The sequence below is a fragment of the Plantibacter sp. AC185 genome (assembly GCF_979258065.1).
In genome coordinates, this window is sequence record NZ_OZ409831.1 from 270150 (window position 1) to 283744 (window position 13595).

Genomic DNA, 13595 nt, shown 5'->3' on the forward strand with positions numbered 1-13595 from the left:
CGCAGCGGCGGGTCGGTCTGGGTTCGAGGACTCAGGCTCCGCCAAGGGTGCCCTCCTGCAGGGAACCGCCGAGGACATGCGCGTGCACGTGGAAGACCGTCTGCCCGGCGGACTCGCCGGTGTTGAAGACGAGTCGGAACTCGCCACCCGTGTGCTCCTTCGCAAGCGACGACGCCACCTCGACCATCTCAGCGAGCAAGGAAGGGTCGCCAGCGGCCAACTCCACGACGTCGCGGTACTCGGCGGTCTTCGGGACGACGAGGAGGTGCACGGGCGCCTGCGGTGCGATGTCGGCGAACGCGATCACCCGATCGGTCTCGGCGAGGAGGGTCGTCGGGATCTCCCCCGACACGATGCGGCTGAATACCGACGGTGCTTCACTCATGTCCACCAGTCTAAGGTTCGTGGCGGCCTCATGCGCGGGCTGGTGGATCGTCACCACCGACCGAGCAACACGTTGAGCGCGGCGATCGCCGCAGGCCCTGCCGTCGAGGTGCGCAGGACGCCGGAGCCGATCCGGACCTCGATCGCGCCGGCCGCTTCGAGCCGCTCTCGCTCCGCCGGCGAGATGCCGCCCTCCGGACCGACGACGAGGACGAGTTCCTCGGCGAGCAGTGCCGACGGGTCGAGCTCCGAGAGCGCGAGTGCCGCGCTGGGTTCGAGCACGAGGACGGTCCGGCCGGCGACGATCGCCGAGAGTCCTCGGGTGTCGACGACCTCGGCCACCTCGGGCACCCGGGCGCGGATCGACTGCTTCGACGCCTCGCGCACGATGAGCTGCCAGCGCGCACGGCCCTTGACCGCTTTGTCGCCCTGCCACCTGGAGATGCTGCGCTCGGCGCTCCAGGGGACGATGCGGTCGACACCCAGCTCGGTCGCCGCCTGGATGGCGAGTTCGTCGCGATCGCCCTTGGCCAGCGCCTGCACGAGGACGAGCCCGGGACGGTTCTCCGGGTGCACCACGACCGACTCGACGCGGATCTCCAACTCCCCCGGCTCGCTGCGCACGACCGGTCCGGTCGCGATCAGGCCCCGGCCGTTGCCGATCGATGTCGTCTCGCCGACCCGCAACCGACTCACGGCGACGGCGTGCTTCGCCTCGGGCCCGCGGAGGGTCACCGAGTCGCCGACACCGGTCGATTCGAGATCCTCGCGGAGGTACAGCGAACTCATCTCAACCGACGCCGTGGAAGCGGTCGCGGATCTTCGCGAACAGGCCCTGCTGGAACTGCGCGAGCGCCGGAGCACCCTGACGTCGTCCCGAGGCGAAGCTCTTGATCAGCTCGCGTTCGCGGTGGTCGAGCTTCGTCGGGGTGACGACCTGGACGCCGATCTTGAGGTCGCCCCGGCTGTTCCCGCGGAGGCGGGTGACGCCGCGGTCCTTGACCGTGATGACCTCCGAGCTCTGCACGCCCGGCCGCAGCTCGACCTCGACGTCGCCGTCGAGCGCGTGGACGGTGACCTGGCGGCCGAGGATGGCGTCGGTCATCGGGACTTCGAGCGTGCACAACAGGTCGTCGCCGTCGCGGCTGAAGACGTCGTGGTGCTTGACCTTCATCTCGAGGTAGAGGTCGCCGTTCGGGCCGCCGGCCGGGCCGACCTCGCCGCTCCCCGGCATCTGCAGACGCAGACCGGTGTCGACGCCGGCCGGGATGTCGACCGAGACGGTGCGGCGCGCACGGAGCCGACCCTGACCCTGGCAGGTGACGCACGGCGTCGCGATGATCGTGCCGTAGCCGCGGCAGGTGCCGCAGGGCGCCGACGTCATGACGTTGCCGAGCAGCGAGCGGACGGCCCGCTGGATGGAGCCGGAGCCGTGACAGATGTCGCAGGTCACCGGTGAGGTGCCGGGCTGGCAGCAGGAGCCGTTGCAGGTGCTGCAGAGCACGGCGGTGTCGACCTCGAGGTCGCGGTGGGTGCCGAAGATGACCTCGTCGAGGTCGAGCTCGACGCGCAACAGGGCGTCCTCCCCGCGTGCGCGACGGGACTTGGGCCCGCGCTGCTGGCCGCCCCCGCCGAAGAAGGTGTCGAAGATGTCGCCGAAGCCGCCGAACCCGGCGTCGCCGCCACCGAACCCACCAGCCTGCGGACCGAGGTCGTACTGCTGGCGCTGCTTGGGGTCGCTCAGCACGTCGTAGGCGTGCGTGACCTCCTTGAACCGTTCCGAGGCGTCGGAACCCGGGTTCACGTCGGGGTGCAGTTCGCGTGCGAGGCGGCGGTACGCCTTCTTGATCTCTTCGGGCGTCGCCTCCTTGGCGACACCGAGTGCTGCGTAGTGGTCGGGGTAGTCAGCCACTGAGGGCCTTTCGTTCGAGGTGCGGAAGGTGTTGGGGGACGCGACGAGGATGCGTCACTCGGCGTCGAGGATGCGCGAGAGGTACCTGGCGACGGCGCGGACCGCAGCCATGTTGCTCGCGTAGTCCATTCTCGTGGGGCCGAGGACGCCGAGCCGGGCGATTTCGCCACCAGAGGAACGGTAGTTCCCGGCGAGGACACTCGTGGTCTCGAGGCCGAAGGACGCGTTCTCCCGCCCGATGCTGGCGACCACGCTGTCGCGCTCGGACTCCATCTCACCGAAGAGCCGAAGCAGCACGACCTGCTGCTCGATGGCGTCCAGGACCGGATAGATGCTGCCGGGGAAGTCGTCTTCAGTACGGGCGAGGTTGGCGGCGCCGGCCATGACGAGGCGGTCCTGGCGCTGCGCCGACAGCTGCTCGCGCACCGCGTCGACGATGCGGACGGCCGCCGCGCGGTCGAGGTCGGCGATGTCGGCGGGGACGTCGCCGATCGCGTCGTGGGCGTCGAGGAGTGGACGGCCCGCGACCGCCTCGTTGCACAGCGAGCGGAGACGCGAGATGAGGTCGTCGTCGACCGGGCTCTCCGTCTCGATGAGCCGCTGCTCGACGCGGCCGTTGTCGAGGATGATGACCGCGAGCACACGGTTCGGGGTGACGCTCACCAACTCGAGATGCCGGACACGTGCCCGGGAGAACATCGGGTACTGGACGAGTGCGACCTGGTTCGTCAGCTGCGACAGCAGCCGCACCGTGCGGTGCAGGACCTCGTCGAGGTCGCCGGACGCGCCGAGGAAGGTCTCGATCGCCGTCCGTTGGGCGTTGTTCAGCGGACGGCGGTCGGCGAGGTGGTCGACGAACATCCGGTAACCCTTGTCGGTCGGCACCCGGCCGGAAGAGGTGTGTGGAGCGGCGATGAGCTCTTCGTCCTCGAGCTGCGCCATGTCGTTGCGGATGGTGGCTGCGGAGACCCCGAAGGAGTGGCGGTCGACGATCGTCTTGGAACCGACGGGCTCACGCGAGGCGACGTAGTCCTGCACGATGACGCGGAGCACTTCGAGACCGCGATCCGACACCATCTCGATCTCCTCCCGTCATCCACCTCGGAGCACCGACCATCAGCACTCGAAGACCCTGACTGCCAATCATATCGCGGCCTCCGCGCAGCCGTCCCTTGCGCGGCCCCGTGCCCCAGGAATACCGTTGGCCGCAGGCGTGGGTCCCTGATCAGCAACACCTGGTGCGATACGCTCAGCTGGACCAATTGAATATCACTCTCCGTGAAAGGTGCGAAGATGTCCGATCCGAACGCTCAGCCGCCCGTCGACCCAGCGAAGGGCGGGTCGGTTCCGCCTGCAGGAGACGGCGCGACGCCCCCTCCCGCAGCTCCGCAGCAGCCGCCCGCAGGCGCCTACCCGCCCCCGCCCGCCGGTGGCTACGCGCCGACGCCGCCCGCTGCCGGCTCCTACCCGCCGCCGCCCGCAGGCGCCCCGCAGTACCAGCAGCCGTACGCCGCCGCTCAGCCCATGAGCCCGTCGGACGAGAAGCTCTGGTCGACGCTCATCCACATTGGTGGGATCTTCTTCGGATTCATCCCCCCGCTGATCGGCTACCTGGTCCTCAAGGACCGCGGCCCGTTCATCAAGGCGCACACGCTCACCGCCCTGAACTTCCAGCTGACGATGCTGATCGCGCTCGTGGTCGGCTCGATCCTGACGATCGTCGTCGTGGGTCTGTTCATCATCATCGCCGTGTACGTCGTCGTGATCGTGTTCAGCATCATCGCCGCGATCAAGGCGAACAAGGGCGAGCTGTACAGCTACCCGCTCACGATCCAGTTCATCAAGGCCTGACCCGTCGAGTCGCACGAGAACAGCCCCGTCCGGTCCGCCGGGCGGGGCTGTTCTGCGCCTCGGGCAGGGTCAGTCGCCGACCAGACGGCGGACGACCGCGTCGGCGAGGAGCCGTCCGCGGCGCGTGAGCTCCAGCCGTCCGAGCAGGGCCTGCCGTGCGTCGACCAGTTCCTCGGCGATGAGCCCGGCGACCGCCGTGCGAGCCTCGGGGGCGAGCGTCCGGATCGGGATGCCGTCCCTCGTCCGGGTGAGCAGCAGGATGCGTTCGAGTTCCCGGGTCTCGTCGTCCAGGGTCTCCCGGCCGGCGGCCGGCGACTCCCCCGCCGCGATCCGCTGGGCGTAGGCCGCCGGGTGCTTGACGTTCCACCAGCGCACCCCGCCGACGTGACTGTGCGAGCCCGGGCCGACGCCCCACCAGTCCTCGCCGGTCCAGTAGGAGAGGTTGTGCCGGGAGCGGTGCGTGTCGTCGGTCGCCCAGTTGCTGACCTCGTACCAGCCGTAGCCGGCTTCGGTGAGGAGATCGTCGGCGAGCTCGTACATGTCGGCCTGCAGGTCTTCGTCGGGGGTCCCCACCACGCCCGAGCGGATCTGGCGCGCGAGTTTCGTCCCTGGTTCGACGATGAGCGAATAAGCCGACACGTGGTCCGGTGCGCAGGCGATCGCCGTCTCGAGTGAGACGCGCCAGTCGGCCAGGGTCTCCCCCGGCGTCCCGTAGATGAGGTCCAGGCTGACGCCGAGTCCGGCCTCGCGAGCCCACTGCACGACGAGCGGCACCCGAGCCGGATCGTGCGTGCGCTCGAGGGTGGCGAGCACGCTCGGCACCGCGGACTGCATCCCGAAGGACACCCGGGTGAATCCGGCTTCAGCGAGCGTGCGGAGGTAGGCGGCGTCGACGGAGTCGGGGTTCGCCTCGGTCGTCACTTCGGCGCCGGGCGCGAGGTCGAAGTTGTCCGTCACGCCACGGAGCATCCGGACGAGGTCGTCAGCGGGGAGGAGGGTCGGCGTCCCGCCTCCGAAGAACACGGTCGAGACCGGGCGGTCGGGGACGGTCGATGACGCCAGGACGGACTTGCCGAAGCGGAGTTCCGCGACCGCCTCGTCGGCGTAGTCCGACTGCTTCGCGCCGCGGAGCTCGGTCGCCGTGTAGGTGTTGAAGTCGCAGTAGCCGCATCGGACCCGGCAGAACGGGACGTGCAGGTAGACCCCGAAGTTGCGCTCGTGGGCACCGACGGCCGCCGTCTCCGGGAGGAGTCCGTCGGACGGGGCCGGATCGGCGAGTGGGAGGGCGCTCGGCACGGTCCGGCGCTCAGACGCCGCGCGACGGCAGGAGTGCGCGGAGGTAGGCGTCGTTCATGGTCTTGCGGCGGCGCTTGGAGCCGACGAGCTTCGCGGCACCCTTCGTCGGGCGGAAGAACGAGCGCACGACGATCCAGACGGAGTCGTCCTCGCGCTGCTCGATCGTGAAGGACTGCTCGCCGCTCTCCGGATCGCCCTCCATCGTGCCGATGGCGAGGCTCACGTGACCCGGCTCCTCGGTGACGGAGATGACGCGATGCGGCCCGACGAGCGGTTCCCCGCCGACGGTGCCGGCGAAGACGACCGTCGTGCCCGGCGTGATGAACGGCGTGCCGTCCTCGGCGAAGCGCTGCTCCTCGTGCGTCTCGATGGGTTCCAGCGGCGTACCGTCCTCGGCGAACGCTATGCCGCCGTACTGCACGCCCGTGCCGGGGTGCACCTCGGAGATCTCCACGCCGCTCGAGCGGTGCAGTCCCCAGGTGAGGAGGGCGCTGCTCGCGAGGGCGAACCGCTCCTCACCGCTCCCGAGGCGGAACTCGTCCTCCGACGGCACGTAGCCCTCCGGCGGGTACTGCATGAGGTCGGTCCGCTGGGTGGCGCCGACGGCCGCGTAGTCGACCGCCTCGTCCTCGAACGAACTGCGTCGTGCGTTCACTTCTTGTCCTTCGTCTCCACGTCCCCGGAGAGCGCTGCGATGAACGCCTCCTGAGGCACCTCGACCTTGCCGACCATCTTCATCCGCTTCTTGCCCTCCTTCTGCTTCTCGAGGAGCTTGCGCTTGCGGGTGATGTCACCGCCGTAGCACTTGGCCAGGACGTCCTTGCGCATGGCACGGACCGACTCGCGGGCGATGATCCGCGCACCGATGGCGGCCTGGATCGGCACCTCGAACTGCTGGCGCGGGATGAGCTTCTTCAGGCGCTCGGTCATGAGCACACCGTAGGCGTACGCCTTCTCGCGGTGGACGATGGCGCTGAACGCGTCGACCTGGTCGCCCTGCAGCAGGATGTCGACCTTCACGAGATCGGCGGCCTGCTGACCGGAGGGCTCGTAGTCGAGCGAGGCGTACCCCTGCGTGCGGCTCTTCAGGTGGTCGAAGAAGTCGAAGACGATCTCACCGAGCGGCATCGTGTACCGCAGTTCGACGCGGTCCTCGCCGAGGTACTCCATGCCGAGCAGCGCGCCTCGACGGCTCTGGCAGAGTTCCATGATGGTGCCGACGTAGTCCTTGGGGGCGAGGATGCCCACCTTGACCATCGGCTCAGACACCTCGAGGATCTTGCCGGAGGGGAACTCGCTCGGGTTCGTGACGGTGACGACCTGCTTGTCCTCCGTCTTCACCTCGTAGGTGACCGACGGTGCCGTGGCGATGAGGTCGAGGTCGAACTCGCGCTGCAACCGCTCGGTCACGATCTCGAGGTGCAGGAGGCCGAGGAAGCCGACACGGAACCCGAAGCCGAGGGCGACGGACGTCTCCGGCTCGTAGTTGAGCGAGGCGTCGGAGAGCTTCAGCTTGTCGAGCGCGTCGCGCAGGATCGGGTAGTCGCTGCCGTCGATCGGGTACAGACCGGAGAAGACCATCGGCTTCGGGTCGGTGTAGCCCGGGAGGGCGTCGGTCGCCGGCTTCACCGCGGTCGTGACGGTGTCGCCGACCTTCGACTGCCGGACGTCTTTCACGCCCGTGATGAGGTAGCCCACCTCACCGACGCCGAGGCCCTTCGTGGGCGTCGGCTCGGGCGAGCTGACGCCGATCTCGAGGAGGTCGTGCACTGCGCGCGTCGACATCATCTGGATGCGCTCGCGCGGACTCAGCTGGCCGTCGATCATGCGGACGTAGGTGACGACGCCACGGTAGGTGTCGTAGACGGAGTCGAAGATCATGGCGCGCGTGGGTGCGTCCGGGTCGCCCACCGGGTTCGGGATGCGGCCGACGACGCGGTCGAGGAGTTCCTCGACACCCATACCGGTCTTGCCGGACACCCGCAGGACGTCTTCGGGCTTGCCGCCGATGAGGCTCGCGAGCTCCTTCGCGTACTTGTCGGGGTCGGCCGCCGGGAGGTCGATCTTGTTGAGCACCGGGATGATCTCGAGGTCGTTCTCGAGGGCGAGGTAGAGGTTCGCGAGTGTCTGCGCCTCGATACCCTGTGCGGCGTCGACGAGGAGGATCGCGCCCTCGCACGCGGCGAGTGACCGTGAGACCTCGTAGGTGAAGTCGACGTGGCCGGGGGTGTCGATCATGTTGAGCGCGAAGGTCTCACCGTTGAGCGACCACGGCATGCGCACGGCCTGGCTCTTGATGGTGATGCCGCGCTCGCGCTCGATGTCCATGCGGTCGAGGTACTGCGCCCGCATGTCGCGGTCCGAGACGACGCCGGTGATCTGCAACATGCGGTCCGCCAAGGTCGACTTGCCGTGGTCGATGTGGGCGATGATGCAGAAGTTCCGGATGAACGCCGGGTCGGTCGATGCCGGCTCGAGGGCCTTCACTGCTTGGGGGCTCACGCGTTCCTCGGGGTCAGGGGTGGAATCGGGCAACCTTCATTGTCCCACGGCGGGGAGCACCCGTGCTGCGGTGCCCTGGATTGCCAGAACTCAGCCCGACTGGTAATGTTGCCTGTTGGCTTGCGTGTGAGTTGAGACCACACGAGAACTCGCTTGAAGACGCCCTCTTCCGTCCGACGGCACCGAACATCATTTCCTCGAACCGAAAGTTGACCCAACGTGGCAAACATCAAGTCGCAGATCAAGCGCATCGGCACCAACAAGAAGGCCAACGAGCGCAACAAGGCCGTCAAGAGCCAGCTGAAGACCGCCATCCGCGCAACCCGTGAGGCCGTCGTCGCCGGCGACAAGGCTCAGGCTGAGTCCGCACTCAAGCTCGCCTCGAAGAAGCTCGACAAGGCCGTGAGCAAGGGCGTCATCCACGAGAACCAGGCAGCGAACCGCAAGTCGGCCATCGCCAAGCAGGTCAACGCGCTCTAAGCGACACCAGCTGCAAGGCCCCGGCGTTCCTCGGAACGTGCGGGGCCTTTCGCGTTCCCGGGGCATTCCGTTCCCTGAGCACACGCGGTCCCTGAGCGCACACCGCGGTCCCTCAGCACCCGACCGGTCCCTGAGCGCACACAGGTCCCTGAGCGCACACAGGTCCCTGAGCGCAAACGGGTCCCTGAGCGCACACAGGTCCCTGAGCGCAAACGGGTCCCTGAGCTTGTCGAAGGGCATCCGCCCGCCACCACGGCCCGCTCGGCGGGCTACCGCTCCGACAGATCGACCCCGCGTGCCGCGATGACGCCGACGAGCCGCTCGAGCGCGAACACCGGGTCGCGGCTCGCGCCCTTCACTCCGGCGTCGGTCTCTGCGAGCATCTGCACCACGCGGCCGATGCCGGCGTCGGTCCAGCCTGACAGGTCCCGACGGGCGCGGTCGACCTGCCACGGCGCGAGGCCGAACTGCTGGGCGATCTGCCCGGACCCGCCGCGTGCCGACGACACTTTGGCCATCGTGCGGATCTTCATCGCGAACGCGGCGACGATCGGTACGGGGTCGGCACCCGAGTCGAGCGCCTGCCGCAGGGCGAGCAGCGCTTCCCCGTGTCGTCCGGCGATCGCGGCGTCGGCGACGTCGAACGCGCTCGTCTCGAGTCGACCGCCGTAGTACTTGTTGACCGTCTGCTCGGTGATCTCCTCGGAGGCGTCGGCCATGAGCTGACTGCACGCGGCAGCGAGCTCGGCGAGGTCGTCGGAGAAGGCGCCGACGAGTGCACGGAGCGCCTGGGGCGTGATGCGACGACCCGCCGTCTTGAACTCCGCCGCGGCGAAGTCGGCCTTGTCGCTGTCCCGTTTGAGTTCGGTGCAGACGATCTCGACACCGCCGCCGGTGCCTGAGCGGATGGCGTCGAGCAGCTTCTTGCCGCGCACGCCTCCGTTGTGCCGCAGCACGAGGTAGGCGCCCTCCGGCGGTGCTTCGAGATACCGGATGGCTTCGGTGAGGAACTGGTCGGAACACTTCTCGACCTGGCTGACGCGGACGAGCCGGGGCTCACCGAAGAGCGACGGGCTCGCGACCGTGAGCAGCTCCCCAGGGGCGTAGCTGTCGGCGGCGACGTCGTTGACCTCGAGCGAGGGGTCTTCGGAGACGAGGAAGTCGCGCAGCCGGCGGATCGCCCGGTCGGCGAGGAAGGACTCCGTGCCGGTCACCAACACGATCGGCGCCGGGCGGATCTCCGACCAGCCGAGCTGCGGGATCGCCGCCGAGGCTTTGGCCGCCGTCTTGGCCTTGCCGCGACCGGCGGAACGTGGTGCAGCCACAGCGGCTCCTCTCGACCGTCCGAGTCTACCGGCGACCGCCGACGCCAGACGGGTCGGGAACGGCAGCTCACCCGCCGCGCTCCGACCACACGCGGAACCCACCACCGTCGCCCGGGCCGAGGACGATGGTCCCAGATTCGTCCGTGCGGAGGACCTCGGCCCCGGTGGCCTCGTAGAGCTCGAGCGCTGAGCGCGTCGGATGCCCGTAGCCGTTGTCGGCCCCGACGGAGACGAGCGCAACCGTCGCGCCCACCCGGCGCGCCAGGCGGTCGCTCTGATCGGCGGAACCGTGATGCGACACCTTGACGATGTCGACCGCGTCCCCGAGTGTGTGCCGTCCGAGCAGCCGGTCCTGTGCCTCCTCACCGAGGTCGCCGAGCAGCAGGACCGAGGCGGCGAGGAGGTCGAACCGGACCACCACGCTCGCATCGTTCCCCGGTTCGACGCCGCCTGCCGCGGGGTCCGGCCACAGGACGCGCCACGGCGCCGCGCTCTCCGGATCCCCCAGCACCCCCTGGTCCCCGGCGCCGGCCTGTCGCACCTCGGCACCGGCCGCTTGGAGCACTCGCGCGATGCGCTCGTCCTCCGGGTCGTCGACCGGACCGAGCAGCACCTCGTCGACCCTGCCGACGACCGCGTCGAGGCCTCCGACGTGGTCGAGGTCGTAATGGGTGAGGACGAGCAGCTCGATGCGGGACACCCCGAGTTCGTCCAAGCACGCGCGGAGCGATTCGGGGTCGGGCCCGACGTCGACCAGGGCGGTGGCGCCGCCCTGTCGCAGGAGGACCGCGTCGCCCTGACCGACGTCGCAGGCGGCGACGATCCAGTCGCCCGGTCGATGCAGGGCCGGGCCGAGTCCGTCCCCGACCGCCCGACCGCACAGTGCCACGAGCGACACGACCACCGCCAACCCGATCGTCCTCGACCACCGCGGGGGCAGATCCCGACGGAACAGCAGGAGCGTGGCGATCAGGGCCGTCGGTACGGTGACGAGCACGACGCCGAGTGGCCCCTCCGGCCACGGCACCCGCGCAGCAGGGATGCCCTCGAACCACCGGGCCACCGCGGCGATCCACGTCGCGGGCACCCACCCGAGCCACGCGACGATCAGCGCGAGTGGTGGTGCGAACGGGACCAGCAGGCAGGCGAGCAGCCCGAGCATGGTCGCGGGCGCTGCGGCCGGGCCCGCGAGCAGGTTCGCGGGGACACCGCCGAGCTGGATCGCGGGGTCGAGGAGGACGAGCATCGGCTGGCAGACGAGCTGGGCGGCTGCCGGGATCGCGATGAGGGCCGCGATCCCTCGCGGCAGCCATCTACCCAGCAAGTCCGTGAGGGGTCCACTCAGAAGCAGCAGACCGCTGGTCGCGAGCACCGAGAGCCCGAACCCGTACTGCCCGGCCAGCCAGGGGTCGGCGACGAGGAGCACGACCACCGCCAACGACAGCGCGGCGAGGCCACGGATCGGCCGCCCGAAGCCGCCCAGCACCAGGACGAAGGCAGCCATGAGTGCCGCCCGTTGCACGCTCGGTTGGGGCGTCACGAGGATCACGAAGGCGACGAGGCACAGCAGGGCGCACGAGATCCTGAGCTTCCGTCCACCACCGACTGCCGCGACCGCCGTGCTGACGAGCCACACGATGACCGCACAGTTCGCTCCGGACACGGCCGTCAGATGCGAGAGTGAACTGCGCTGCATCGACTCCGTGACCGCGTCACTCACCTGGCTGACATCGCCGATCGCGAGGCCGGGCAGCAGTTCCCCACCCGGGCCGGGCAAGGTGGACGCGACGCCGACGAGGCCGGAACGGAGCGACGCCGACCAGTCGAGGATCGCCGACGGCTCCCCCAGCAGCTCGGGTTCCTCCCGCGCGAAGAGCAGCGCTGCCCGCGCATCACCCGGTGCATTCCATCGGAGCGAGCCGTCGACGCGCCAGCGCTCACCGATCCTCGGCGCCCGATCCGCCGGCACCGGCGCGAAGACGAGGACCGGGACCGAGAGGCGCTCCAGGACGCTGTGGTCTCCACTGGCCGTCACGAGGTCGGCCGCGAAGCGGATGCCGGATCCCGTCGTGACCGAACCGGTGGGCACGGCGTCGCCGGTCACCACGACCTCGGCGGTCACGGGCGTGGTCCCGAGCTCGAGCAGAGCCTCCGGCTGCCGGTCAGGCGCGCGTGCGGCGAGCGACGCGGCGACCATGCCGAACAGCGCCGCGGAGCACGCGCAGAGCAAGAGTGTCGTAATGAGGACAGACCCTGTCCGACGCTCCCCGGGGCGATGCTCCGCACGGCGACGCCGGACGACCGTGCTGCACCCGAGGCAGGCGGAGGCGACGAGGAACGCGACCAGTACGCCACCCCAGGCCAGCGTTGGAGCCGCGCTGCAGACGGCCGCACCGACCCAGGTGACCGCCGCCGGGATGAGCAGGCGCGGGAACCGCATCGCGCTCTCACCTCGCCCGGATGTCGGTCCGGTGGCCGCGTCTGTGGTCACACCGTCGCCGCCGCGCGAAGCCCCTCGAGGGTCTTCGCGCCGATGCCTTCGACCGCGCTCAGGTCGTCGAGGGTGGCGAACGGTCCGTTCGCCTCCCGCCAGGCGACGATGCGTGCGGCGAGGGCCTCTCCGATCCGCGGGAGTGCGGTGAGTTCGGCCGCGGATGCCGTGTTCACGTTGACGAGCTGCGAGCCGGACGGACTCCCGGCAGCCGACCCGCTCGCGCCTCCACCAGGTGGCACCTCGCCGACCACAGGGACGTACAGTTGCTCGCCGTCGTTCACGAACCGCGCGAGGTTCACGGCACTGGTGTCCGCTTCCGGCAGGAGGCCGCCGGCGGACGCCACCGCATCGAACGCACGTGATCCGTCCGGCAGCCGGTAGACACCAGGGGCCGCGACCGCTCCAAGTACATGGATGAACAGCTCCCCCGTCGCCGAGCCGGCGGGCGCGGTCGATCCCGGTGTCGCGGTGGGTACGGGGCTCGCGTCAGCCGACAGCTCCGCCCCTCCGATCGTCCTGACCGCCCCGCCTGAGGTGAACAGCGAGACGAGGATGGCGACGACGAGGGCCGCGATCACCAGCACGACAACCGCCCCGGCACGGAACTCCGGGCGCGGTAGCTCACCGAGCAAACGGCGCGTCGACGAACGCCTGGACGGCACCGGGCGGGACGTGGGTTCCGGTTCGATGGTCATCCTCGAACGCTACGAGCCCGGACGCCCCGCACCACACGCTCGCCGTCGCCACGGGACCGAACACCCCGCGCCCGCCCCTGTGGAGCGCGTTTGAGACGCGCATCGAGGCCTGACGTCCAGCCCCGGCCCCCACCTCGCGGCGCAGAGCCCTGCTACCGTCGAGTCTCCGGCGGGGGCCGGTGAAACGGGGGCAGCATGCAGGCGAAGTCACGTCGACAGGCTTGGCTGACGGCGATCCTCATCGCCGCGGCGCTGGTGCTGGACGTCTCCATGCACCTGTATCCGCTTCGGCTCATGATCCTGGACGTCGAACGAATCGATGGCGCCGGAGTCCCGTCTGCAGAGGCAATGCGGTTCCCGGAAGGCACCGCGCTGCTGAGCGCCCGCAGCGAATGCGCGAACGGCGGGTGCTGGTCACTCTTCACCGTGCGACCCCCAGCGGGCGCCGACCGAGTGGCCTTCGAGGAGATCTATCTCGTCGATCGTGGCCGGATGGACGGCACCCTGTGGGATCCGAGGCCGATCACCGTGTCGGCGGAGGAGTTCGGCAACGATGTCTTGGTCGTGCGCGGAGACTACTGGAGCGATTCATCGTGGCGGCCGAGCAGCTGAACATCAACGCGCGCAGTTCGTGCCGCACGCGTTAAGACTCGATG

General features: G+C 69.6%; 13 protein-coding genes. 3 read left to right on the forward strand and 10 right to left on the reverse strand.

The window, feature by feature from the left end; genetic code table 11:
• Positions 1 to 31 precede the first annotated feature (31 nt).
• The 4 genes from ACZZZB_RS01205 to hrcA are packed head-to-tail and all read right to left on the reverse strand — an operon-like array spanning position 32 to position 3373.
• Entirely contained in the window at positions 32 to 385 is a 354-nt protein-coding gene (locus ACZZZB_RS01205) for an HIT domain-containing protein (protein WP_064293856.1), read from the reverse strand.
• Between the two features lie 50 nt (positions 386 to 435).
• A complete protein-coding gene (locus ACZZZB_RS01210; protein ID WP_191940948.1) occupies positions 436 to 1173 on the reverse strand; it encodes a 16S rRNA (uracil(1498)-N(3))-methyltransferase in 738 nt (245 codons plus the stop codon).
• Between the two features lies 1 nt (position 1174).
• Positions 1175 to 2296 (reverse strand): molecular chaperone DnaJ, encoded by a 1122-nt coding sequence (dnaJ, locus tag ACZZZB_RS01215; RefSeq protein WP_463528796.1) that lies wholly within the window; start codon positions 2294 to 2296, stop codon positions 1175 to 1177.
• 54 nt (positions 2297 to 2350) lie between these two features.
• Positions 2351 to 3373, reverse strand: a complete 1023-nt coding sequence (gene hrcA, locus ACZZZB_RS01220) for a heat-inducible transcriptional repressor HrcA (protein ID WP_085510717.1) — start codon at positions 3371 to 3373, stop codon at positions 2351 to 2353.
• Positions 3374 to 3589: 216 nt separating this feature from the next.
• Between hrcA and ACZZZB_RS01225 the strand changes: the two genes are divergently transcribed.
• On the forward strand, positions 3590 to 4147 hold the full coding sequence (locus tag ACZZZB_RS01225; protein WP_463528797.1) for a DUF4870 domain-containing protein: 558 nt from the start codon (positions 3590 to 3592) through the stop codon (positions 4145 to 4147).
• Between the two features lie 69 nt (positions 4148 to 4216).
• Here the strand turns inward: ACZZZB_RS01225 and hemW are convergent, their stop codons facing one another.
• The 3 genes from hemW to lepA are packed head-to-tail and all read right to left on the reverse strand — an operon-like array spanning position 4217 to position 7945.
• Positions 4217 to 5443 carry a radical SAM family heme chaperone HemW gene (gene hemW, locus ACZZZB_RS01230; RefSeq protein WP_064295568.1) on the reverse strand — a complete coding sequence of 409 codons (1227 nt, stop codon included), beginning with the start codon at positions 5441 to 5443 and terminating at the stop codon, positions 4217 to 4219.
• Positions 5444 to 5453: 10 nt separating this feature from the next.
• Entirely contained in the window at positions 5454 to 6098 is a 645-nt protein-coding gene (locus ACZZZB_RS01235) for a DUF1990 family protein (RefSeq protein ID WP_242664435.1), read from the reverse strand.
• Positions 6095 to 7945: a translation elongation factor 4 gene (gene lepA, locus ACZZZB_RS01240; protein ID WP_079705746.1), complete on the reverse strand. Its 1851-nt coding sequence runs from the start codon at positions 7943 to 7945 to the stop codon at positions 6095 to 6097. Before lepA ends, ACZZZB_RS01235 begins: the two co-directional genes overlap by 4 nt.
• 219 nt (positions 7946 to 8164) lie before the next feature.
• On the opposite strand from lepA, the gene rpsT reads away from it, so the two are divergent.
• Positions 8165 to 8425 carry a 30S ribosomal protein S20 gene (gene rpsT, locus ACZZZB_RS01245; RefSeq protein WP_064295571.1) on the forward strand — a complete coding sequence of 87 codons (261 nt, stop codon included), beginning with the start codon at positions 8165 to 8167 and terminating at the stop codon, positions 8423 to 8425.
• A gap of 269 nt (positions 8426 to 8694) precedes the next feature.
• Here the strand turns inward: rpsT and holA are convergent, their stop codons facing one another.
• The 3 genes from holA to ACZZZB_RS01260 form a co-directional block, all read right to left on the reverse strand.
• Positions 8695 to 9750 (reverse strand): DNA polymerase III subunit delta, encoded by a 1056-nt coding sequence (gene holA, locus ACZZZB_RS01250; RefSeq protein WP_463528798.1) that lies wholly within the window; start codon positions 9748 to 9750, stop codon positions 8695 to 8697.
• 67 nt (positions 9751 to 9817) lie between these two features.
• Positions 9818 to 12190, reverse strand: coding sequence for a ComEC/Rec2 family competence protein (locus ACZZZB_RS01255; RefSeq protein ID WP_463528799.1), 2373 nt, complete (start codon positions 12188 to 12190; stop codon positions 9818 to 9820).
• A 47-nt stretch (positions 12191 to 12237) separates the two neighbouring features.
• Positions 12238 to 12939 (reverse strand): ComEA family DNA-binding protein, encoded by a 702-nt coding sequence (locus ACZZZB_RS01260; RefSeq protein WP_463528800.1) that lies wholly within the window; start codon positions 12937 to 12939, stop codon positions 12238 to 12240.
• A gap of 195 nt (positions 12940 to 13134) precedes the next feature.
• Between ACZZZB_RS01260 and ACZZZB_RS01265 the strand changes: the two genes are divergently transcribed.
• On the forward strand, positions 13135 to 13551 hold the full coding sequence (locus tag ACZZZB_RS01265; RefSeq protein ID WP_463528801.1) for a hypothetical protein: 417 nt from the start codon (positions 13135 to 13137) through the stop codon (positions 13549 to 13551).
• The last annotated feature ends 44 nt before the right edge of the window (positions 13552 to 13595 follow it).